23 protein-coding genes are annotated in these 21,877 nt (G+C 65.3%); 15 read left to right on the top strand and 8 right to left on the bottom strand.

Features of this window, described 5'->3' with window-relative positions; translation table 11 throughout:
* Window positions 1–62: 62 nt before the first annotated feature.
* The 3 genes from QMX83_RS11880 to coaBC are packed head-to-tail and all read right to left on the bottom strand — an operon-like array spanning window position 63 to window position 4,148.
* Window positions 63–2,402: a phosphomannomutase/phosphoglucomutase gene (locus QMX83_RS11880; protein ID WP_282296839.1), complete on the bottom strand. Its 2,340-nt coding sequence runs from the start codon at window positions 2,400–2,402 to the stop codon at window positions 63–65.
* Between the two features lie 13 nt (window positions 2,403–2,415).
* The gene (gene dut / locus QMX83_RS11875) at window positions 2,416–2,889 is read right to left on the bottom strand and encodes a dUTP diphosphatase (protein ID WP_282296838.1); all 474 of its coding nucleotides are present in this window, start codon (window positions 2,887–2,889) and stop codon (window positions 2,416–2,418) included.
* Window positions 2,886–4,148, bottom strand: a complete 1,263-nt coding sequence (gene coaBC, locus QMX83_RS11870) for a bifunctional phosphopantothenoylcysteine decarboxylase/phosphopantothenate--cysteine ligase CoaBC (RefSeq protein ID WP_282296837.1) — start codon at window positions 4,146–4,148, stop codon at window positions 2,886–2,888. The genes dut and coaBC overlap by 4 nt, the downstream gene beginning before the upstream one ends.
* A 230-nt stretch (window positions 4,149–4,378) precedes the next feature.
* On the opposite strand from coaBC, the gene QMX83_RS11865 reads away from it, so the two are divergent.
* The 3 genes from QMX83_RS11865 (at window position 4,379) to QMX83_RS11855 (ending at window position 6,219) form a co-directional block, all read left to right on the top strand.
* A complete protein-coding gene (locus QMX83_RS11865) occupies window positions 4,379–4,909 on the top strand; it encodes a hypothetical protein (protein WP_282296836.1) in 531 nt (176 codons plus the stop codon).
* Between the two features lie 50 nt (window positions 4,910–4,959).
* Window positions 4,960–5,364, top strand: a complete 405-nt coding sequence (locus QMX83_RS11860) for a hypothetical protein (RefSeq protein ID WP_282296835.1) — start codon at window positions 4,960–4,962, stop codon at window positions 5,362–5,364.
* Between the two features lie 105 nt (window positions 5,365–5,469).
* Window positions 5,470–6,219, top strand: coding sequence for a hypothetical protein (locus QMX83_RS11855; RefSeq protein ID WP_282296834.1), 750 nt, complete (start codon window positions 5,470–5,472; stop codon window positions 6,217–6,219).
* A 68-nt stretch (window positions 6,220–6,287) separates the two neighbouring features.
* On the opposite strand, the gene QMX83_RS11850 is transcribed toward QMX83_RS11855, so the two are convergent.
* Window positions 6,288–6,683, bottom strand: a complete 396-nt coding sequence (locus tag QMX83_RS11850) for a VOC family protein (protein ID WP_282296833.1) — start codon at window positions 6,681–6,683, stop codon at window positions 6,288–6,290.
* Between the two features lie 74 nt (window positions 6,684–6,757).
* Between QMX83_RS11850 and QMX83_RS11845 the strand changes: the two genes are divergently transcribed.
* Window positions 6,758–7,819: a serine hydrolase domain-containing protein gene (locus tag QMX83_RS11845; protein ID WP_282296832.1), complete on the top strand. Its 1,062-nt coding sequence runs from the start codon at window positions 6,758–6,760 to the stop codon at window positions 7,817–7,819.
* Between the two features lie 107 nt (window positions 7,820–7,926).
* Here the strand turns inward: QMX83_RS11845 and QMX83_RS11840 are convergent, their stop codons facing one another.
* On the bottom strand, window positions 7,927–9,435 hold the full coding sequence (locus QMX83_RS11840) for a serine hydrolase domain-containing protein (RefSeq protein ID WP_282296831.1): 1,509 nt from the start codon (window positions 9,433–9,435) through the stop codon (window positions 7,927–7,929).
* 160 nt (window positions 9,436–9,595) lie between these two features.
* Here QMX83_RS11840 and QMX83_RS11835 point away from each other — a divergent pair, with 160 nt between their 5' ends.
* Window positions 9,596–10,213, top strand: coding sequence for a hypothetical protein (locus tag QMX83_RS11835; RefSeq protein ID WP_282296830.1), 618 nt, complete (start codon window positions 9,596–9,598; stop codon window positions 10,211–10,213).
* Complete coding sequence (locus tag QMX83_RS11830; protein ID WP_282296829.1) at window positions 10,210–10,779, top strand: HAD family hydrolase; 570 nt, start codon at window positions 10,210–10,212, stop codon at window positions 10,777–10,779. The genes QMX83_RS11835 and QMX83_RS11830 overlap by 4 nt, the downstream gene beginning before the upstream one ends.
* A 12-nt stretch (window positions 10,780–10,791) precedes the next feature.
* On the opposite strand, the gene QMX83_RS11825 is transcribed toward QMX83_RS11830, so the two are convergent.
* The gene (locus QMX83_RS11825) at window positions 10,792–11,679 is read right to left on the bottom strand and encodes a LysR family transcriptional regulator (protein WP_282296828.1); all 888 of its coding nucleotides are present in this window, start codon (window positions 11,677–11,679) and stop codon (window positions 10,792–10,794) included.
* A 96-nt stretch (window positions 11,680–11,775) separates the two neighbouring features.
* On the opposite strand from QMX83_RS11825, the gene QMX83_RS11820 reads away from it, so the two are divergent.
* The 7 genes from QMX83_RS11820 to QMX83_RS11790 all read left to right on the top strand — a co-directional run bounded on the left by QMX83_RS11820 (window position 11,776) and on the right by QMX83_RS11790 (window position 18,731).
* Complete coding sequence (locus QMX83_RS11820) at window positions 11,776–12,891, top strand: NADH:flavin oxidoreductase/NADH oxidase (RefSeq protein WP_282296827.1); 1,116 nt, start codon at window positions 11,776–11,778, stop codon at window positions 12,889–12,891.
* Window positions 12,892–13,435: 544 nt separating this feature from the next.
* On the top strand, window positions 13,436–14,122 hold the full coding sequence (gene radC, locus QMX83_RS11815; RefSeq protein ID WP_282296826.1) for a DNA repair protein RadC: 687 nt from the start codon (window positions 13,436–13,438) through the stop codon (window positions 14,120–14,122).
* Window positions 14,123–14,284: 162 nt separating this feature from the next.
* Entirely contained in the window at window positions 14,285–15,976 is a 1,692-nt protein-coding gene (argS, locus tag QMX83_RS11810) for an arginine--tRNA ligase (protein ID WP_282296825.1), read from the top strand.
* An 18-nt stretch (window positions 15,977–15,994) separates the two neighbouring features.
* A complete protein-coding gene (locus QMX83_RS11805) occupies window positions 15,995–16,840 on the top strand; it encodes an SPOR domain-containing protein (RefSeq protein ID WP_282296824.1) in 846 nt (281 codons plus the stop codon).
* Between the two features lie 25 nt (window positions 16,841–16,865).
* Complete coding sequence (locus tag QMX83_RS11800) at window positions 16,866–17,339, top strand: type II toxin-antitoxin system PemK/MazF family toxin (protein ID WP_282296823.1); 474 nt, start codon at window positions 16,866–16,868, stop codon at window positions 17,337–17,339.
* A 153-nt stretch (window positions 17,340–17,492) separates the two neighbouring features.
* Window positions 17,493–18,299, top strand: a complete 807-nt coding sequence (locus tag QMX83_RS11795) for a helix-turn-helix domain-containing protein (RefSeq protein WP_282296822.1) — start codon at window positions 17,493–17,495, stop codon at window positions 18,297–18,299.
* 72 nt (window positions 18,300–18,371) lie between these two features.
* Window positions 18,372–18,731, top strand: a complete 360-nt coding sequence (locus QMX83_RS11790; RefSeq protein ID WP_282296821.1) for a VOC family protein — start codon at window positions 18,372–18,374, stop codon at window positions 18,729–18,731.
* Between the two features lie 3 nt (window positions 18,732–18,734).
* Here the strand turns inward: QMX83_RS11790 and QMX83_RS11785 are convergent, their stop codons facing one another.
* Entirely contained in the window at window positions 18,735–19,481 is a 747-nt protein-coding gene (locus QMX83_RS11785) for an SDR family NAD(P)-dependent oxidoreductase (protein ID WP_282296820.1), read from the bottom strand.
* A 73-nt stretch (window positions 19,482–19,554) separates the two neighbouring features.
* Window positions 19,555–20,034, bottom strand: coding sequence for a hypothetical protein (locus QMX83_RS11780; protein ID WP_282296819.1), 480 nt, complete (start codon window positions 20,032–20,034; stop codon window positions 19,555–19,557).
* Window positions 20,035–20,191: 157 nt separating this feature from the next.
* On the opposite strand from QMX83_RS11780, the gene QMX83_RS11775 reads away from it, so the two are divergent.
* Entirely contained in the window at window positions 20,192–20,659 is a 468-nt protein-coding gene (locus QMX83_RS11775) for a DUF1456 family protein (RefSeq protein ID WP_282296818.1), read from the top strand.
* A 37-nt stretch (window positions 20,660–20,696) separates the two neighbouring features.
* Entirely contained in the window at window positions 20,697–21,818 is a 1,122-nt protein-coding gene (locus QMX83_RS11770; RefSeq protein WP_282296840.1) for an MFS transporter, read from the top strand.
* Window positions 21,819–21,877 lie beyond the last annotated feature (59 nt).

Here is a 21,877-nt window from a genome sequence, read left to right as displayed (position 1 = left end):
GGCCGGCCCTCAGCAATGCGTGGGCCGGCCAACGGCCGGCGCTACCGGGCTTCGGTGCATCGTTAGAAGGGCAGCTCGGTGGCATCCGGCAGCAACGGCTGCAGCTGTTCGCGGAACAGGCTCTTGATGCGGTTCAACGCGGCCTCGTCGTTGCCCTCGAAACGCAGCACCAGCACCGGTGTGGTGTTGGAGGCACGCAGCAGGCCCCAGCCGTCCGGGAAGTCGGCGCGCAGACCGTCGATGGTGGACAGGCGTGCACCGGCGAACGGCGATTCCTCGCTCTGCGCGGCAGAGACGAACAGCGACACCAGCGCGTGCGGCGTACCCGATTCCACCGGCACCTTCAGCTCCGGCGTGGACACGCTGTCAGGCAGCTCGTTGAGCACTTCCGACGGGGTTTCCTCGCGCTGGGCGAGGATTTCCAGCAGGCGCGCGGCGGCATACAGGCCGTCGTCGAAGCCGAACCAGCGTTCCTTGAAGAAGAAGTGCCCGCTCATCTCACCGGCCAGCTCGGCGTCGGTCTCGCGCATCTTCGCCTTGATCAGCGAGTGGCCGGTCTTCCACATCATCGGGCTGCCACCATTGCGCAGCACGTAGTCAGACAGCTTGCCGCTGCACTTGACGTCGTAGATGACCAGCGCGCCGGGGTTGCGCATCAGTACGTCGGCGGCGAACAGCATCAGCAGCCGGTCGGCGTAGATGATCTTGCCTTCCTTGGTGACCACGCCGAGACGGTCGCCATCGCCGTCGAAGGCCAGGCCCAGGTCGGCATCAAAGCGCTTCACGGTCTGGATCAGGTCTTCCAGATTGTGCGGGTCGCTGGGATCGGGATGATGGTTGGGGAAGGTGCCGTCCACGTCGCAGTACAACGGGATGACCTCGGCTCCGATCGCTTCCAGCAGCGGCTGGGCGAGTTCGCCGGCCACACCGTTGCCGGCGTCGGCCACGACCTTCAGCGGGCGATCCAGCTGCACGTCGTCGGCGATGCGCTGCACGTAGTCGGCGTTGATCTCGCGCTGCTGCAGGCTGCCCGGCTCAGCGGCCACATGCAGGTCGCCATTGCGGATGCGCTGGTAGAGCTCGGTGATGGCTTCGTTGGCGAGGGTTTCGCCGCCGACCACGATCTTGAACCCGTTGTAGTCCGGGGGGTTGTGGCTGCCGGTGACGGCCACGCAGCTGCCCGCGCGCAGGTGGTAGCTGGCGAAATACACCACCGGGGTGGGAGCCAGGCCGATGTCGATGACGTTGCAGCCGGCGCGACGCAGACCTTCGATCAGGCTGTTGCTGAGCTCAGGACCCGACAGCCGGCCGTCGCGTCCCACCACGATGTCGCGCAGCCCCTGCACCTGCAGCACCGAGCCGATGGCCTGGCCGATCAGCACGGCCACCGGCGGGGTCAGCTCGCGCCCGACCACGCCGCGGATGTCGTAGGCGCGGAAAATCTCTTCGGCCACCTCGGTGCCCGGCTCCCTGGGCAGCGGCGGCGGGCTCCCCGCATCGGCGCTGGCCGGAGCCAGCACCGGCTCCTGCGCCAGGCTTTCGCTGAGCGTGGGGCCTTCGTCAACGGTCGCGGCCGCTGCGCGGCGTACCGGCATCTTGACCCGGCCCTTGCCGAACTTCAGCAATGCCGCCACTGCCAGCAGCAGCACGCCGACGATCAGGCAGGGGATGAACCCCAACCCCAGCGGACCCGGCTCGACGTCCGGCACGGCGGCAGCCAGACGCAGGCCACTCTTGCCGACCGGACGTGCCAGGCCCTCCGCGCGCGAGGCCAGCGCGGTGTCGCCCTGTTCGATGATGCTGTGGCTGCCCTGGCGCAGGGCCAGATAACCATTGCCGGGCACGCGCACCTGGTCGAAGGTGCCGATCAGCTTCAGCAACGGCTGACGCACGTACACGACGGCGGGACCCTGCGGCCCCAGCTGCACCGGGGCGGCCAGACCGAGGCGCTGCCCACCGGCATCGCGCACCACACGTGCGGCGACGGTGTCAGCCGACTGGGCCGCTTCAAGCAGCGCAAGACGGGCGTAACCAAAGGCTTTGGGGTCGGCGTAGGCGGCATCGAGCCCGGCAGGCAGGACCTCCACCTCTTCGGTGCCCGGCCAGCCTTCGCGTACGGCCAAGGCGACCGCATCGGCGTCGCCCTGGGCCAGTGCAGTACTGACCCGGTCGCTCTTGAGCACCTTCTGCAGCTGGGACACCTGTCCGCTCCACGCGGCCAGCAGTCCGTCGGAAATCTGGTCGCGCGACTGTTCCAGCGCGGTGCCGGCCGAAGCCTGCTGCCACTGGCGCACACCGCCCCACACAAACCATGCCGCCAACAGCGCCAGCAGCACCACCAACAGCCATTGCTTCTGCGAACTGCTGAGTTGGCGCTTGCCTTCCGCCTTTGCCTTGCTCATCTACAACCCCCTGTCAGCGCACCCCGGTATGGCCGAATCCACCCGTTCCCCTGGCGCTGTCGGTGAAAGTATCCACTACCTGAAGCCCCACGCGTGCAATCGGCATCACCACCAACTGTGCAATACGGTCCCCCGGTTGCACTGTGAAGCCCTCGCGGCCGCGGTTCCAGGTGCTGATCAGCAGCGGGCCCTGGTAGTCGGCATCGATCAAGCCGGTGCCGTTGCCCAGCACGATGCCGTGGCGATGGCCCAGCCCCGAACGCGGCAGGATCACCGCACACAGGTTGGGGTCGGCGATGTGGATGGCGATGCCGCTGGGAATCAGCGCGGCGTCGCCCGGCTGCAGGGTGAGTTCGGTCTCCAGCGCGGCGCGCAGGTCCAGTCCGGCACTGGCTTCGGTGGCGTAGGCCGGCAGTGGCCAGGTATCGCCGAAACGCGGGTCAAGCAGCTTGACCTGCAAGGGCTGGAGCGACGGATCAACACTCATGCATGCAACCTCTGGGCAATCAGGGACAACAGTTGTTCGGCCAGGCGCGTCTTGCTGGTGCCGGGGAACGCCTGCTCCCCACCCTGCCAGTACGCCGTAGCGGCATTCTCGTCGCTTTCGAAGCCGCCGTTTGTGATGCCGACCTGATTGGCGATCACCAGATCCAGCCGTTTGTCGATCAGCTTGCCGCGCGCGTACTTCTCCACATCGTGGGTTTCCGCTGCGAACCCGACCACCAGCTTGAGCGCGTTGGTCTGCTGCGCCACTTCGGCCAGGATGTCCGGCGTGCGCACCAGTTCAAGGGTCAACGTCTGCGTACCTGCGGTCTTCTTCAGCTTTTGTGGTGCGATCTGACGTGGCGTGTAGTCCGAGACCGCCGCCGCGCCTATATAGATGTCAGCGGGGAGCGCATCGAGCACGGCGCTGCGCATCTGCGAGGCCGAGCGCACGTCCACGCGCTGCACGCCCGGCGGGGTGGCCAGATGCACCGGTCCGCTGACCAGCACCACCTGCGCCCCCTGGCGCGCGGCAGCGGCGGCGAGCGCGTAGCCCATCTTGCCGCTGCTGCGGTTGCCGACGTAGCGCACCGGGTCGAGGTCTTCGTAGGTCGGGCCGGCGCTGATCACCACACGCAGCCCCTGCAGCTGCTGCGCTGCGACATCCGCCTCGGCGGCGGCGGGAGCCTGCAGTGCCGTCAGTGCGGCGACGATGGCATGCGGTTCGCTGAGCCGGCCGGGGCCGGATTCGCCTTCGGCGAGCGGACCGTCTTCCGGACCGATCACCTGCGCCCCGCGCTCACGCAGCAGGCCGATGTTGGCCTGGGTGGCCGGATGCAGCCACATGCGATGGTTCATCGCCGGACACACGGTCAGCGGTGCGGTGGTGGCCAGGCACAGCGTGGTCACCAGGTCGTCGGCATGGCCATGGGCCAGCCGCGCCAGCAGGTCGGCGGTGGCCGGGGCCACCACGATGCGGTCGGCCCAGCGGGCCAGCTCGATATGGCCCATGGCCTGTTCGGCAGCGCTGTCCCACAGCGTGGTCCGGGTCGGATGGCCGGACAGCGCCTGGAAGCTCAGCGGGGTGACGAACTGCTGCGCGCCGGCCGTCATCGCCACCTGGACCTGGGCACCGGCGTCGCGCAGGCGTCTCACCAGGTCCAGCGACTTGTAGGCCGCGATACCGCCACCCACGCACAACAACAGCTTCTGGCCGTCCAGCGGGCGCGCCTGCGCCGGGGATGCCTGTGGGGAGTCAGCCACCTGCGGAATTCCTGTAGATCTGAGGCGGGTAGCTTACCCGATGCAATGTGGCGGCCCTGATGCGCCAGGGGAATGAGCGGGGGATTTCTGGTTATGAGCGGCGCAATCCGACAGACTTTTCAGAGAAGTCTGATTGACGCCTACGCGGTCGCCCTCTAGTTTTCCGGACCACCCAGGTTGCGGCGTGTTTGGGGACCGCGACCCTCACTATGGCCAAGGACTGACCCGTCATGCGCGTTTCCTTCAGGCATCTGCTGCCTGTTCTTCTGCTGTGCGGCCCGCTGGCTGTCCAGGCACAGGTGCACACCGACGGGGATTACTGGATCGTCCACCACCAGGGTGATTCGAGCACCAAGGAAATGTTCGTCGTTGACGCCGATCCAGCCCACATTGCCAAGCAGGCTGATGGCAGCGTCTCCCTGACCGTGCACCAGATCTACCAGAATCCCCAGAAACCACCGCCGACGGTCTACCAGGTTGAGGTTTACTGCGCTCAGGATCGGGTGCGGATCACGCGGGGCCCGGTGCAGGTGTCCTCCGACTGGCAAACCACCCCTGACCCTTGGCTGGGCCACACCCGCAACTTCATCTGCAAGCCGGAGTCGCGGATGCGTATCGGGGTTGTGCCGATCGGGAAAATGGAAATGCAGAGCATGCTCAACGCAGCCCGGATCTATTTCACGGTTCTGCATGGCGAGCATCCGAGGGGCGACATCCTGAAACAGATTGATGACGCGCTTGATCGGATGCCGCTGAAATGAGCTCAGGTAATGAATCGCCCTCGTCAGATTCCGCACTGGGGACATGGAACATGAAACGGACTATTGCGCTCATATCGGCGCTGATGATGCCTGCCGCATGCTGGGCGATGCCCAATCTGCCTGACATGAGGGCCAGCGCGGCGTGGAAGGGTCGTCCCGTAAGCGAGGCCATCGACCAGTTTGGCCCGCCCAATCGGATCGAAACCGACGTGGACAAACAGGTAGTGGTGCTGGTGTATGTGCGCAACACCGCACACACCAGCCGCGAAGCCCTGGGGACTTATACCGGTCCGCAGAACGGGCGACTGGTGCACATCGAGTCTTATGGCGATGTAACACGACGCTCGGAGTGCGAAATCCGCATTGCGGTCAATCGCGCGCGCCAGGTCGCACGCGTCTGGAAGGAGGGCGGCTATTGCTGGCAGCTCGAGATCAAGCCGAAGAAGAAGGCCTAAATTCGGAAGCGGCTTACACCTGTCGGTAGACAGCGCAGAGCTTGTTGCCGGAATCCTCACAGTTCTCGTGAGGCTCACGGGCTCCTAAAGCGCCGACGAGCGAAGATGCACAAGATGACTGACATGAACAAATACGACTCAATCAAGCACACCAGTGCTCTCGCACTCTGCCTGGGTCTAGCAGTGGCTTGTGCAAGGTCACCCGAACAGGCTGCCAATCCCGAAGGCGACAGCACTTCAGCAGAAAGTTCAACGCCAACCGCTTCCAAGGCCGCTCCGACGGATCATGCAGGATCTCAACAAGCGGAGACTTCAAGTCCTCCCTCCGGCATGAACGTTGAGCGATACCTTTGCGGGCCGAGTGACCAGACCTGTGGACGGAGCAGAGATCCGTTGTCCGCCAGGAGCAAGAGCGAGGCAACCTGGATGGTCGCTCACGGGTACCCGGACAAGCAGCATAAGCAGTCTCTGGATGCCATGGCTCTGGATCAACTGCAAGTTCTGGCCTCAAGCGGCGACCGCAGCGCATCGGTCATCTACGCACAAAAAACTGCGCTGTTTCCGCAGGGATTCTACGATGGCGTTGGAATGCTCCGCGACGAAGCGCTGTCCGGCAACCTTTATGCCTACTACGGCCTGTCGGAAGTGTACAGGGGCAGCAACGAGCACAGGAACCTGGTTGATAGTGCCGCCTATCTGCGCTTGGCGTATTTGCTTGGCGACTGGCGTGCCACCTATGCAATTGGAAAGCTGGGCTTGAGTCAGATTGAGCTTGCCGCTGCGGATGAGCGCGCAGCCAGTCTATTGCAAACGTTTGCCGAGGGTAGTGCACCCTCGCCTAGGCCGCTCGAGTAAATCAAACGCCCGACGCTACTTGAAAGACCAACAAGAGGGGCCGCTCGGCCCCTCTTTCCCATGTCGAACTAGACAGGCCGGTAGATGGCGCACAGCTTGTTGCCGTCCGGGTCGCGCACATAGGCCAACCACGCCGCGCCCATTTTGCTCTCGCGCAGGCCCGGCGGAGCCTCGATGGAGGTTCCGCCAGCGGAGACCGCGGCGTCATGGAAGGCCTGGACCTGCTCCGGGGACGTGCACTTGAAGCCGATGGTGGCTCCGTTGGCCGCCGTGGCCGGCTCGTCATTGATGGGCTGGCTGACGCAGAAGCTGCTGCCGTCGTGGCGGTAGAAGAGACGGATATGACCGGAATCGGCGCGGTTCTCAAACGGCTCCCGGGCACCGAACACGCCGCCCAGAACGGCGTTGTAGAAGGCCTTTGAGCGTTCGATGTCGTTGGAGCCGACCATAACGTGGTTGAGCATGTGTCATCCAGATGCGGGACAATGGTGAGTCCGATGTTAACGCCAATGCTGCACGGTGGCATCTGGATGGTGCGATGGCCAGCAGCCCGAGCTTCCCCGACTCAAAACGACCTATGGATGATCCGATGGAGCCACTGTTCAGCCACTTCGATGCACGAGCGCGGAATTTTCCGGCGCAGGGCCCCGGGTTCAGTGCCGTCGTTCTTCGCCAGGATTCGGTCGTGTATGAGCTTCATCGTGGCGTGTCATCCGTGGAGTTGCAGGTTCCGCTGAACGGCGATACCGCCTACTACCTTGCATCGGAGTCGAAACAGTTCACTGCTGCCTGCGTGTGGACGTTGATTCGCGACGGAATGCTCTCCCTGCACGACGATGTCAGCAAGCATCTTCCCGAACTTGCCGCCTTCGAACAGCCTTTCACCGTCGCCAACCTGTTGAATCACAGCAGTGGCATCCCCGACTACTTCAAGTATCTGCATGCCCAGCTGGGGCGGCATGAAGGGGACTACTTCAGCAATCAGCACCTTCTGCGGATGATCTCCTGCTTCGACGAGCTTGAGTTTGTCACTGGAACCCAACATCGCTACAGCAACAGCAACTACATTCTGCTCGCGACCCTCGTAGAGCGGTTGTCCGGTCGCTCAATGCAGGAATTTGCCACCGAGCGCCTGTTCGCACCGCGCGGCATAAAGCACATTCAGTTTGATGCCGACCGCTTCAGCATCATCCCCCATCGGGCCTTCAGCTACGAATCTGATGGCACCAGGCCGCTCGGCCTGAAGCAACTGCTTGGGAATGCCAACACCGTTGGCGATGGTGGCGCATATGCGAGCACCAATGAACTGATTCGATGGGAACGGCACTGGCACGCGGAATGGAAGGCACCGGGCAGTCTGCTGCGCGACATGCTTCAGCCGCTCCCCCTGTCCGATGGCAGCATACCGGCTTATCGGTCCGGCCTGGAGATCGGACAGCATGCAGGCCACGAGTACGTGTTCCATGGCGGCGGACTGTGGGGGTTCAGAACGCTAATTCTGCGGATCCCAGCTCTGGAGTTGTCTGTCATTCACCTGGCCAATCATGATAAGGCTGGCGAGGACGAAGGCATTCTGCTCAAACTGCTCTGCGCTGAATGACGGCCAGGCCACTACCTCCTTCGGGGCCAGCACCGCATAAGAAGTTTTCCGGACCGCTGGTGAACGCGGAATCGCTGCAGCGGAGTGCGGTCCTGATCGACCAGCGCTCAAATACCGTCGCGTTTTGCAGTTGATGTAGTGCCAGACTCTCTTACCCGCACGGCGATATTCACCCCACCTGGGAAGTGCAGTTCCAGCGTATCGGCTTGAGCCGACGGCTTTCCGGTAGCCACCAATCGCATGCCGCTGTCGGGCGAGACCAGTTCCATCGGCCCGGCAGCGACCAGATCGCGCCGGCCACGGCCTTTGCGCGACCAGCCAAGATTGCCCTCGGGCTGCACGGTGACCTCAAACCGCTCAGCCGGGAAATCTCGCAACTGATACTCGCCGACAAAGCGGGCCGAGATATCCGGGGTGAGCGGCGTGGTGGTGACCACGCTCGACGGCGCGGCATCCGGCCATCGATAGGTGTCGGCGAGTGCGCGGGCAATCTCGTGGGTGAGGGTCATGCCTTCATCGGCGTTGGTCATGATTGCCGCACCCTGGCAGGTATCCGGGTACATGAGCCACAGCGTGCGATACCCCACCGGAGCGCCGGTGTGACTGAACTTTGCCGGCTTGCCCTCTGGCGCTACTTCCACGCCTAGACCCCAGTTGCCGACTTGGCGCTGCATCATCTGCTTCGCCATGTCCGTGTCCAGGACACCCGGCTTGCCTTGCAGGGAGTGGACAAGATCGATGGCCAGGCGCGCGAGGTCCGATGGCGTCGACCATAGTCCCGCTGCCGCCTGTTCCGGATACACGCGCCAGCCACCCGGGATGGGGGTGCCGTCGGCCAACGTACCCGTAGCAGCATGCCGCGCAGATGCGGCATCCAATGGTTGCTGATAGGTGCTTTCCTTCATGCCGGCCGGTGTAAGCACGGTGTCGCGCATCAGCGGCGCGAACTTCTGCTGTGCGGTCTGTTCCATCAGCAACTGGGTCAGCACGAAGCCACCACCCGAGTATCGCCACGACTTGCCTGGCTCGGCTTCGATGCGCACCGCCGGTGTATTGGCCGGTGCACGGCCGTCGAGTATCTGCTCCAGACTGGGCAACGGCTGGTCACGTGGATAGCCCTTGAATCCCGCGACGCCCAGGCCTGCGCTATGGGTCAGTAGCTTTCTCAGGGTAACTGTGCTGCCGGAAAAATCCCCCTCGCGCGGCAGCTGCCAGTTTCGCAACCGGGAGGAAACGTCCTCGTCCAGACTCAACTGTCCCTTCTGGACCAGTGCCAGCGCGCCCACTGAGGCCACCACCTTGCTGACCGATCCAGCGGCAAATCGCGTGTGCGCATCTACGGGGCGACCGTCCACGGTGGCGCTGCCAAACCCCTGTGCCTCAACGATCCGACAGTGCTCGACCACCGCCACGCCGACGCCCGGGACGCCGTAATGGCGCATGCGCTCGTCGATGGAGAATCGCTGGTCAGGCGCGCTATCCAGTACCAACTGGCGACGCAGCGCGGTGCTGAACGCAGGCGCTTGATCAGCTGCGGCAAACTGGGGGAGGAGCAGACCGACAACGAGGGCCGGAACCCAGGCATACGGAGGCAGAGTACGAGTGCGACGCGCCATGATCATCCTTGTTTGGAAGCTGGGGGCGACCCGCAGCCGGGCAGCTGAGGATCGATGATTGCCGGTTCGGGCGGGACGTTCAAGCGGCGCTGGCAGCGGCGGCCAGCCGCCCTGCATAATCGGGAAAAGGAGTGCCCCACTCAACCGCAGGACGCGCGCCATGGCCTTGATCCGCCACGACAGTCTGATTCGCCTGTTTGCCGCGGGCTTCTGCGTGATCGCGGCACTGTATGCCTTTGCCAGCCTGTTCATTACCGGGAGCTGGTGGGGCCTGCTGACGGCCCCGCTGTTTGCGCTGCTTGCCTTCATCCTCCATGCCCGCGACTGGCGCTTCGTGCTGCGGCGCATGTCTGCTGAGGAGCGCGAGGCCGAGCTGGAGCGCAAAGGCGAGATTACCCATGAAGTTGTCAAAGCGCGTCGGGCCATCCATCTTTTCGACTACAGCTGCAGCTGCGACGTGTACCTGATCGATTGCGAAGACGGTCGGCTGCTGTGCCTGTTCGGGCAGTACTTCTACGACTGGGAGCCAATCGAAGAGAACGGGACGTTCATCCAGGGCCGTGGGTTCCCCACCCGGGAGTTCGTGATCACCCGCCGTGCCCCGGACGCATGGGTTTACCGGTTGCAGCCGGGAAAGACGCTGATCCATCCGGAGATCGTGGGCGGCGATATCGATCTACTCGCCGGGTTGGGTCTCAAGCTGTCATCAAGCGATGGCACCTACCTGCCGACAACGTATGACGAAGTACGGCAGATCATGGAGCGAGCCCACGCATGAGCACGACCGATCGAAAGCTGCTGGTGCTGGATCTGGACGAGACGCTGGTGCACGCCAGCGAGGTGGAACTGGAGCGGCCGGCGGATATGCGGGTGGCCGATTATCACGTGTACAAACGTCCCCATGTGGATGCGTTTCTGGACTTCGCGTTCTCGCGCTTCCGGGTTGGGGTGTGGACCTCATCCGGGGAACTGTACGCGCGGCCTTTGGTGGCACAACTGATGCCTGGGCGGACACCTGAGTTCGTGTGGTCCGCCAAGCGCTGCACCACGGTCAGAGACTGGGAGACGGGGCACTATTCGACCCAGAAGCGGCTGGCCAAGTTGAAGCGTCGCGGTTACCGGTTGGAGCAGATCATCGGGATCGACGACACACCCAGCAAGTACGCGCAGAACTATGGGAACCTGGTGCTGGTGCAGGAGTTCAACGGCGACCTGGCGGATGACGAACTGGCGATGCTGCCTGCCTACCTGGAGCATCTGGCGGTGCAACCGAATGTCCGTTCCATTGAGAAGCGCCGCTGGCGTAATACGCTGAGCGCTCTACAGGGCGCAGCATCCGATTGAAGCAACGAGCACTCAGTCGCGCCCGCGCTTGAACCTCGGCACACCCCGCAACTGCTCCACCAACCAACGCGCCGGACCCGATAGCGGCCACTCGGCGCGATGGATCAACCACAACGTATCGACTACCGGCTCGCCGCAGTCCACTACGCGCAGCGCCTCGGGCTGCGCGAAGGACTCACGGGCATGGCGCGGAATGACAGTGAAGCCCAACCCTCGTGCGACCGGCTCCAGAATCAGCGCCACCTGGTTGGTGAAGCCATGCACCGGCAGCGTGCCGACGCCCGGGTTTCCCGGGTATCGACGCGAGAGCAACCGCGTGGCCATGGCGCGGCCGTCTGGATGATCGATGAAGCCAAGCCGTTGCAGATCGTTCCACTGCTCTGCGGTTTCGCCTGCCGGGACGACCAGTTCCAAGGATTCCTCGGTGAACGGCGTGGCACTCAGGCGAGGATCTTCCGGCTTGAGCGTGACCAGCCCCAACTCGTATTGCTTCTGCAGCACGGCCTGCAGGATGTCTGGATCGGGCGCGAAGCGATGCCGGATGCACAGCCCGGGATGGTTGCGCTGGTAGTCCAGCAGAATCGGGTACAGCGCCAAGCCCACGCTGCCCGGGGTGATGAAGCTCACCTCGCCCACGTCGGTGACCGCATCACTCAGGCTGGCCCGCAGGCGGCGTTCGGCGCGTTCGGTTTCCTGGACGTAGGTCAGCAGCGCCACGCCTGCGGGCGTCAATTCGATCTGCCGCGGTCGACGGATGAACAGCGGCCCCAGTTCGGCCTCCAGGTGCCGGACATGCTGACTGACCGCGGCCTGGGTGAGTCCCAGCGTCTGTGCGGCGCGGGTAAAGCTGCCGGTACTGGTGACCGCCGCGAACGAGCGCAGCCATTGCGGGTTCTGCATAACAAACTCTTATCCAAAGGATAAGGTGCCATTAGATCACCAATGGGTGCGCAGCCCCTACCCTTATCAGGCAAAGCTCCCCTACCTGAGACCCTGATGGCCGCCCTGTTTACCCCGTTCCAGCTGAAAGACATCACCCTGCGCAACCGCATCGCCATTCCGCCGATGTGCCAGTACTCCGCCCACGAGGGCTACCTGAGCGAGTGGCACGTGCCCCACTACGCCAGCATGGCTCGTGGCGGAGCCGGCCTGGTGATCGTGGAAGCCACTGCCGTGTCGCCGGAAGGCCGCATCACCCCCGGCTGCGCTGGCCTGTGGGAGGACGGCCAGATCGAGGGCATGGCCCGCGTGGCCAGCGCGATCAAGGCCGCCGGCGCAGTGCCGGGCATCCAGATCGGGCACGCCGGGCGCAAGGCCAGTGCCAACCTGCCGTGGGAAGGCGATGACCACATCCCCGAAGGCGACCGACGTGGCTGGTCAACCCTGGCACCCTCGGCCATTGCCTTCGGCGCGGGTCTGCCGAAGGTGCCCCGTGCGATGACGCTGGATGACATTGCCCGCGTGCAGGCGGACTTCGTCGCTGCCGCCAAACGCGCGCTCGCCGCCGGGTTCCAGTGGCTGGAGCTGCACTTCGCGCATGGCTATCTGGCGCAGAGTTTCTTTTCGCCGGTGGCCAACCAGCGCACCGACCAGTACGGCGGTAGTGCCGAGAACCGTGGTCGCTTCCTGCTGGAAACCGTCGCCGCCGTGCGCGCGGTGTGGCCGGAGCACCTGCCGCTCACCGCACGCTTCGGCGTGGTGGAGTACGACGGCAACGACGACAGCTTCTACCCCGAAGCCGCACAACTGGTGCGGCAGATGCGCGACGGCGGGCTGGACCTGATCGATGCCAGCATTGGCTTCTCCACCTTGAACAGCAAAGCGCCGTGGGGACCGGGCTTCTTCGTGCCGGTGGCCGCGCGACTGAAGCAGGACGTGCAGATGCCGGTCGCGGCCAGCTGGTGCATTGATGATCCGCACATGGCCGAGAAGGCGGTGGCGGACGGCAGCATGGATCTGGTGCTGATCGCGCGTGCACATCTGGCCAATCCGCATTACCCGTATCAGCTGGCGATCGCGCTGGGCGAGGAGAATCCGGCATGGACGCTGCCGGCACCCTATGCGCATTGGCTGTCGCGGTATCGCGGGCCGGGGAAGGGTGCTGCGCAGTAATAGCGTAGTTTGAGACAGAGCCCTCGGCAGCGAACTGCCGAGGGCCTTTTTTTATGACGTTGGCCAGGCTTGTCATCACCTGGTCCGCCTGCTGCAGCTAGCGCACAAACGCAGTCTGTGAATCGCATGCAGTCTCGTAGGTCGAGTTACCTCGACGAGCGGGAGACTATGGGGCGCGCGATCTTCCGTCAATCGTAGAAGTCGCTCAGATCAGACAGCGCCGGGGCCTTTAGCGACACAAGCACGCTCGCCGGGTCGAATCAATTACGCCATCGAATACTCATGGATTTAAGGCAAATCTCAGACTGATGTCGCTCATGGCCTCGCGACTGCTTGAAGGAGAGCGTAGCGTCCATCTGAAGCTGCGAGGCAAAAACCACCCCTTGTTGATCGCAGCTGGATTTCTACGTCAGCCAATCAGTAAATGGGAGAATTTAGATGACAACGTTCGTGGTCGTCGCCTCAGTCGTGATTTCAATTCTTGGCCTCGCAACTGGCATCTACTCAGTCCTGGCCAACCGGAAGTACAGCCCAGGCAAGGGTGATGCAAAACGTCAGTGACTGGCCAAAGGAAGAGCGTCCCCGGGAGATTCTGATCGCCAACGGGGCCGCGGCGCTCACCGATACCCAGCTCGTGGCTCTTGTGCTGATGACCGGCCAAAAGGGACGCCACGTCATGGAGATCGCACGCGAACTGCTGGAGACCCATGGACCGCTCCGGAAGCTGCTCGACATGTCGGCCCGCGACATGTCGAAGTTGCCAGGGCTGGGCATGGCCAAAGCCTGCATGCTGGTGGCGAGCCTGGAGCTTGCCCGTCGGCATCTCTCGGCGAAGCTTGCCCAGGGCGAACTTCTCACCGACCCGCTCGCTGCCCGGCAGTACTTCAAGCAACATCTGCGCGGCCGGCCTGTGGAGGTGTTCGCAGCGCTCTTCCTGGACAACCGCCACCGCATGCTGGCGTTCCAGGAGCTGTCGACCGGCACGCTCAATTCGGCCTCCGTCTACCCCCGCGAAGTTGCCCGCCACGCCCTGCTGCACAACGCGGCGGCCGTCATCGTGGGCCACAACCACCCTTCCGGGCATGCCGAGCCCTCGGCGGCCGACCGCCATATCACCGTGGAACTGCAGGCGGCGCTGCAACTGGTCGGGGTGCGGCTGCTGGACCATATCGTGGTCGGGGAAGGGGAGCCGGTGTCGATGGCCGAGCGGGGGTGGCTGGGGCGGGTTTGAGGCTGAACGGGGCGCTCAGGTCATAGGGAAGGCAGGCGGTGCGTGGGCCGGCCAACGGCCGGCGCTACCGGTTTAGCCCCTTGCTGGGGGGCGGTTCAATGGTTTGGGGCCCATCTGGGCTAAAATTGCCGATTCCGCCGCTCCAGTCTCAAAGCAGGCCTTGTGAAAAATCTCCTCCGCGCCCTGATCAACCAGGGCATTGAAGCCCTGCGTGCCAACGGTACGCTGCCGGCCGATACCCTCACCCCGGACTTCGTGGTGGAACGCCCGAAGACCCGTGAGCACGGCGATTTCGCCACCAATGCCGCCATGCTGCTGGCCAAAGCCGCGCGCAGCAACCCGCGCGCCGTGGCCCAGGCACTGGTCGATGCGCTGCCGAAGAGCGACGACGTGGCCGGCGTGGACATTGCCGGCCCGGGCTTCATCAACTTCCGCCTGGCCGCCAGCGCTTACCAGCGTGAAGCCGCCTTCGTGCTGAAGGAAGGGGCCGATTACGGCCACAACCTGAGCGGCAACGGCCGCACCGTGGGCGTGGAGTACGTGTCGGCCAACCCGACCGGTCCGCTGCACGTGGGCCATGGCCGCGCCGCCGCCATTGGCGACTGCCTGGCACGCGTGCTGGACGCCAACGGCTGGAACGCCAAGCGCGAGTTCTACTACAACGACGCCGGCGTGCAGATCGAGAACCTGGCCCTGTCCACCCAGGCCCGTGCCAAGGGCCTGAAGCCGGACGACGCCGGCTGGCCGGAAGCGGGCTACCGCGGTGACTACATCCAGGACGTGGCCGACGCCTACCTGGCCGGTGCCAAGGTCGAGCTGGAAGGCCACACCGTGGTCGGCGAGCGCGACCCGGACAACCTCGATGCAATCCGCCGCTTCGCGGTGGCCTACCTGCGCAATGAGCAGAATCTTGATCTGGCGGCCTTCGGAGTGGATTTCGACATCTACTTCCTGGAAAGCTCGCTGTACAAGGACGGCAAGGTCGAAGAGACCGTAGCCCAGCTGAACGCGGCCGGCCACACCTATGAGGAAGGCGGCGCGCTGTGGCTGCGCTCGACCGACTTCGGTGACGACAAAGACCGCGTGATGCGCAAGTCCGACGGCACCTACACCTACTTCCTGCCGGACGTGGCCTACCACCTGAGCAAGTGGCAGCGCGGCTACGAGCGCGCCATCACGGAGCTGGGTGCGGACCACCACGGTTCGCTGGCGCGCGTGCGTGCCGGCCTGCAGGCCCTGGACGTGGGCATCCCCAAGGGCTGGCCGGAATACGTGCTGCACCAGATGGTGACGGTGATGCGCGGCGGCGAGGAAGTGAAGCTGTCCAAGCGTGCCGGCAGCTACCTGACCCTGCGTGACCTGATCGACGAAGCCGGCCGCGATGCGACCCGCTGGTTCCTGATCGCGCGCAAGCCGGATTCGCAGCTGACCTTCGACATCGACCTGGCCCGCGAACAAAGCGCCGACAACCCCGTTTTCTACGTCCAGTACGCTCATGCACGCGTGTGCAGCCTGCTGCGCCTGGCGGGCGAACAGGGTGTGCCGTTTGACCAGGGTATCGGGATGAGCTCCCTCTCGCTGCTGGACGACGAACACTCGATCCTGCTCATGGTCGAAATCTCGCGCTTCCCGGAGACTGTGGAAAGCGCCGGCAATGCGCTCGAGCCGCACCAGATCGCGCAGTATCTGCGTGAATTGGCGCATGCTTTCCACACGTGGTATTGGTCCAAGAAGATTCTGGACATCCCGGACGAAAAAGAGCGCAATGCGCGCCTGGCCTTGGCCGCTGCAGCGCGCCAGGTCCTCGCCAATGGTCTGAACCTCCTGGGCGTTTCCGCCCCGGAAAAAATGTAATTACCGGAGTAGTAGTAAATGGCAGCACGACGCGGCAAGAGCCAGGCACGGCGCAACAGCAGCCAGGGCACACCCGGATGGGTGTGGCTGGTGGCCGGTGTGGCGATTGCGGCGGTGGTGTTCCTGGCGGCACCGAACCTGTTCAAGAGTGACGGCGACGGCTTCCTGCGGGTCGGCCCGCAGCCGAACCCGAATGCGCAGCCGGCCCCGGTGAGCGACGCCGACACCGACGTGGGCGCGGACCTGCCGCGCCCCGGTGCGACCAAGCCCGCCGAACCGGCCAAGCCGGCTCCGACCCAGTACGACTTCTACACCCTGCTGCCCGGCAAGGAAGTGGAAATGTCGGATGCGGAACTGGCGGCCAGCACGCGTGCGGAAGAACAGCGTCGCGCCCGGGCCGAAGCCCAGCGCGCGCAGGCGGCTCTTGAAGGTCGGCCGGTTCCGGCGGCGGCCGCGACGTCTACTTCGGTGGCGTCCACGGCTCCGGCGGCAACGCAGATGCCCGCCCCGGTGAGCGAACGCCCGGCGGCGACCCCGGCTGTGGTGGCCGCCACCCCGGCTGCCACCACAGCGGCACCCAAGCCGGTCGAAACCCCGGCAGCGGCGGCTCCTGCGGCAGCTGAAGACAGCAACATCCGCTACATCCTGCAGGCTGGTGCCTTCGGAGCCTCCGGCGACGCCGAGGCGACCAAGGCCAAGTTGGCGATGCTGGGCCTGGCCGCACGAGTGGAGTCCGCACAGATCAGCGGCAAGACCGTGTACCGCGTGCGGATGGGGCCATATGGCACCGCCGGCGAGCTGGCCGAAGCCAAGCAGAAGCTGTCCAGCAGCGGCATGCAGGCGATGGCGATCAAGGCGCAGTAACACCGCGAGCCAGGGAAGGCACTCAATGACACTGCGATACCAGCCCAAGGTCGGCGAAGTCGTCGAATGCGATTTCGGGCAGTTTCCGGACCCGCCCATTGCACCTCCGGCCAATGGCCGCATCCCCAATGAGATGCGCAAGCGTCGGCTGTCGGTGGTGCTCAACGGACGGCTGCCGAATGGCTGCGTGCTGGTGATTCCGCTCTCGTCTTCGCACAACCCCGATGCGGTGCGTCGTGGATTCCACGTCCACCTGCCGTCCGCGCTGGTGCCGGTGACCCACGCGTACGACCCGCGCGACCGCTGGGCGATTGCCGAATGCGTGACCCACGTGGCACGTGCCCGGCTGCACCCCCTGCGCGACCGCAACGGCTCGCTCAGCGTGCACCTGCCCCGCGAAGTTGTGACGGCCATCCAGACGGCAGTCCTGCGCAGTTGCAGCGGCTTGTCCCTGCTGGCCCCGGCGGAAGCCCCTGTCACCGAGGCTGAGCCTGCCTGAACGGGCGCGCCCCCTGGGTTTGACGGCACGTAGGGGCTGCGCTAGGATCGCCGCATTGGCCTTTGAGCCCTTTGCTGCACCTATTTGGCTTTGAGCCATGAAAAAGCCCCGCTTGCGGGGCTTTTTCTTTTTCCGTTCATGGGGATGGCGCGCATGGCGCGTCACTACGGGGTGTATCGTCGCGGGGTGACCTTGGACTGCACTTCCACCGCTGTTGCTGGCACCGTCGGCCGCTATCGCGAGTGGCAGCCGCCGCCTACGCTGCGCGCCGCATTCGGCCAGCTATGGCGTAGCGACCTGCCGGCGGATCAGGGCGGCGAGGTCACGGTGCTGCCGGACGGTTGCGTGGACGTGCTCTGGCGCGATGGCCAGCTGTACGTGGTCGGGCCCGATGTGGTGGCCGCCCGGCCGCAGCTGGCCGCAGGCGCGCAGGTACTGGGAGCCCGGTTCACGCCCGGCGCGGCGCGCGCGTGGCTGGGACTGCCGCTTTCAGAAATTGTGGGAACTGCGGTGGAGCTGGACGCCGTGTTCGGCACCAAAGCCCGGACCATGGCAGAACGGCTGAACAACACGGGCGACGCCGCGTTGCGCGAACAGCGGTTTGCGCAGGAGCTGGCGAAACTCCTTGGCCCGGAGGATCGTGGTCACCGCGTGGCCGCCACGGTGTTTGCCCGGATCCGGGCGGGCCACACCGATCTGGCCGAACTGGCCACCCAGTTGCAGCTCAGTACCCGCAGCCTGCGCCGCCTCTGCCACGAGCAGTTCGGATACGGGCCGAAAATGCTTGATCGGATTCTGCGCCTGCAACGGTTGTTGAAACTGGCCCGCGCCCGACCACAGGCCGGATTGGTGGAGTTGGCATGCGATGGCGGCTACGCCGACCAGTCCCATCTGAGCCGCGAAGTGCGTGCGCTGGCAGGAATGGGCGCGTCGCAGCTGTGCGCCCGATGGCGCGATTGACTGGCCGTTTTGTTCAAGACGGCGTGCCATCCGGTACGGCATGCTGGCCCCTCCTTGGATTGGAGTTCACGCATGGGCAGCTCGGAAGGCAACGACCGTCGGATCGACAACATTGAGTTCAACGTCAGCGACATCGCCCGCAGCAAGGCGTTCTACGGCGGGGTGTTTGGCTGGACCTTCACCGACTTTGGCCCCGGCTATACCGAATTTGATGATGGCCGGCTGAAAGGTGGTTTCACCACCGATGGCCCGGTACGCGCGGGAGGCCCGCTGGTGATTCTGTATGCCGACGACCTGGACGCGACCCAGCAGCGGTTGGAAGCAGCCGGCGCGGAGATCTCCACGCCGGCGTTCGATTTCCCCGGCGGGCGGCGGTTCCATTTCCGCGACCCGGACGGGTATGAGCTGGCGGTGTGGACCGCGCAGGAGTAACCGTCAGTCGCGGGCGACCTGGAAGCCGGCAAACGACTGGGTCACCGGCATTACTTCGAGGCGGTTGATGTTCAGATGCGCCGGCAGGCTGGCGACCCAGAAGATCTGCTCGGCGATGTCCTCGGCGGTCATCGGATTGGCTCCGCTGTACAGCTTGTCCGAGGCCGCCTGGTCGCCGTGGGTACGGACCACGGTGAACTCGGTTTCGGCCATGCCAGGCTCGATGGTGGTCACGCGCACACCGGTGCCGTGCAGGTCGGCGCGCAGGCCGAGCGAGAACTGGCTGACGAAGGCCTTGGTGCCGCCATAGGCATTGCCACCCGGGTACGGGTAGACGCCGGCGACCGAGCTGATGTTGATGATCGCGCCCTTGCGCTGCACAAGCTGCGGCAGCAGGCGGTGGGTCAGCGTGACCAGGGCGGTGACATTGGTGTCGATCATGGTGCGCCAGTCGTCCAGCGAGGCGCTCTGGGCCGGGGCGGTGCCCTGGGCCAGGCCGGCGTTGTTGACCAGCAGGTCGATGCCGGCGAACTCCGCCGGCAGCGCGGCCAGCGCCGCTTCCATCGCGGCGGTGTCACGCACGTCGAAGGCCGCGGCGTGCACCAGGCCCGGATAGGCGTCCACCAGCGGCTGCAGGCGCTCGGCGCGGCGGCCGGTGGCAATCACGCGCCAGCCGGCCTTGGCGAAACAGTGGACGGCGGCAGCACCAAAGCCGGAAGTGGCACCGGTGATCAGGGCGGTACGGGTCATCGCGGGTCTCCGTGAGAAGTCCCGCCCATTTTCGCACCGGATGAACGCGCGTGGGTTGCCGGCGCTGGCGAACTCAGCGGATGCGGTACACGCGGGCCTTGGGCAGGTCTTCGTCCACCTGCAGGAACCAGCGCCCGGCAATGCCCGGCACCACCACGATGGCGGGATTGCTGACCGGCTTCTTGAGCTTCATCTCGCCCTTGAGCACCTGCCACTGCTGGCCGTTGTCCAGGCTGAACACGGTGCCGGGTTGCCAGCCGTCCACCGTGCCGGTGACGTGGGCCTCGATCGGGCCGTCGTCGAGGCCGGCGAACATCGGGGCCACCGCAGGGGCCTGCGCGGCGACCGGGGCAGCCACAGGAGCGGCCGGAGCACCCTGTTCGGCCTCGCGCAGCAGGCGGTTCAGGGTCTGCAGCTGGGCCGGGGTCAGCCCGACCTCGGCCAGTGCCTGCGCGTCCACGCGCTGTTCGATGGCGACGTACGGAACCTGCGCGGCGGCCGTTGCGGCCAGCCAGACCATGCCCATACCCGCCAGTACCTGCCACCTGCGCATTGCCTGCTCCACCGGAAATTGATGCCTGAGGCCGGCACTGTGCTTCACTTTCATGGCAGTCAGATGACAGCCGTCATCACGCCTGCCCGGGCCACCGGCCCGCCCGGGGTAAAATGGCCGCCAGCCACGCAGCCGCGTCGGCGGTACTGGAACCCCCATGATCAACAACGATGTACTGCGCAGCATCCGCTACATGCTCGACCTCAGCGACAGCATGGTCGCCAACACCTGTGCCCTGGCCGACCCTGCCTTTGTGGTGGACCCGGCCGACGTGGCCGGTTGGCTGCGCAAGGAAGACGAAGCCGGCTTCGCCGCCTGCGATGACCGTACCCTGGCCCACTTCCTGGACGGGTTGATCGTTCACTACCGCGGTCGCGACGAAAGCCAGCCGCTGCGCCCGGTGGAAAAGCGCATCACCAACAACCTGGTGCTGAAGAAGCTGCGCGTGGCTTTCGAACTGAAGGACGTGGACATGCATGCCATCTTCGAAAGCGCCGGCTTCCCGGTGTCCAAGCCGGAGCTGTCTGCGCTGTTCCGTCAGCCGGACCACAAGAACTACCGGGTGTGCGGCGACCAGATGCTGCGCAACTTCCTGAAGGGACTGACCCTGCGCGTTCGTGGCTGATTCGCATGCGCCGCTGAGCCGCTGGCAGGTACTGCTGATGGCCTTCGCCACGGGTGTGGCGGTGGCCAGCAACTATTACGCGCAGCCGCTGCTGCACACCATTGCCGAGTCCCTCGATATCAGCTTCGCCCGCGCCGGCACGCTGGTCACTGCCGCGCAGCTCAGCTATGGGCTGGGGGTGATCCTGCTGGTGCCGCTGGGCGACATGTTCGAGCGCCGGCGGCTGATCGTGGTGATGTCGCTGCTGTCGGCCTCGGGCCTGGTGATCTCCGCACTGAGCCAGCAGTTCGTGTGGTTGGTGGTGGGCACCGCGTTGACCGGGTTGTTCTCGGTGGTGGCGCAGGTGCTGGTGCCGTTCGCCGCGACCCTGGCGCGACCGGAAGAGCGCGGCCGCGTGGTCGGCGTGATGATGAGCGGGCTGCTGCTGGGCATTCTGCTGGCGCGCACGGTCGCGGGTGCTCTGTCCTCACTGGGCGACTGGCGCACGGTGTACTGGATGGCTGCCGGCGCGATGGTGCTGACCACGCTGGCGCTGTATCGCACCCTGCCCCGCTTCCACGAGCATGCCGGGCTGGGCTACTTCGCACTGCTGCGCTCGATTGGCACCCTGTTCGCAGAAGAGCCAGTGTTCCGCCTGCGCACGCTGCTGGGCGCGCTGAGCTTTGCGATGTTTGCCATCTTCTGGACGCCCCTGGCGTTCCTGCTGGCGGCGGAGCCGTACCAGTACAGCGATGCCACCATCGGGTTGTTCGGCCTGGTCGGGGCGGCCGGCACGCTGGCCGCAGGTATCGGCGGTCGCCTTTCCGACCGCGGCAAGGCCGGCCTGGCGACCACAGTGGCGCTGGTGCTGCTTGCAGCATCCTGGCTGCTGCTGGGTTTCTCCGCACATTCGCTGATCGCCCTGCTGGCAGGCGTGATCGTGCTCGACCTGGCCGCGCAGCTGCTGCACGTGAGCAACCAGAACGTGGTGTTCGCGTTGCGCCCGGAAGCGCGCAACCGGCTCAACGCCGGCTACATCACCGGCTACTTCGTCGGTGGCGCGCTGGGTTCGCTGGTCTCGGCGCAGATGTATCAGCGCTTCGGTTGGACCGGCGTGTGCCTGACCGGTGCCAGCGTCGCGGCGATGGCGCTGCTGGCCTGGGGCCTGCGCAGGCGCTGAGCTTGGTGGGCCGGGGCCCCCCCCGCCGCCCCCCCGGCGCGCCGCACCAGCCCCCACGG

Source organism: Stenotrophomonas sp. PS02289, assembly GCF_029960115.1.
Lineage (GTDB): Bacteria > Pseudomonadota > Gammaproteobacteria > Xanthomonadales > Xanthomonadaceae > Stenotrophomonas.
This window is presented reverse-complemented; position numbering and strand designations above follow the sequence as displayed.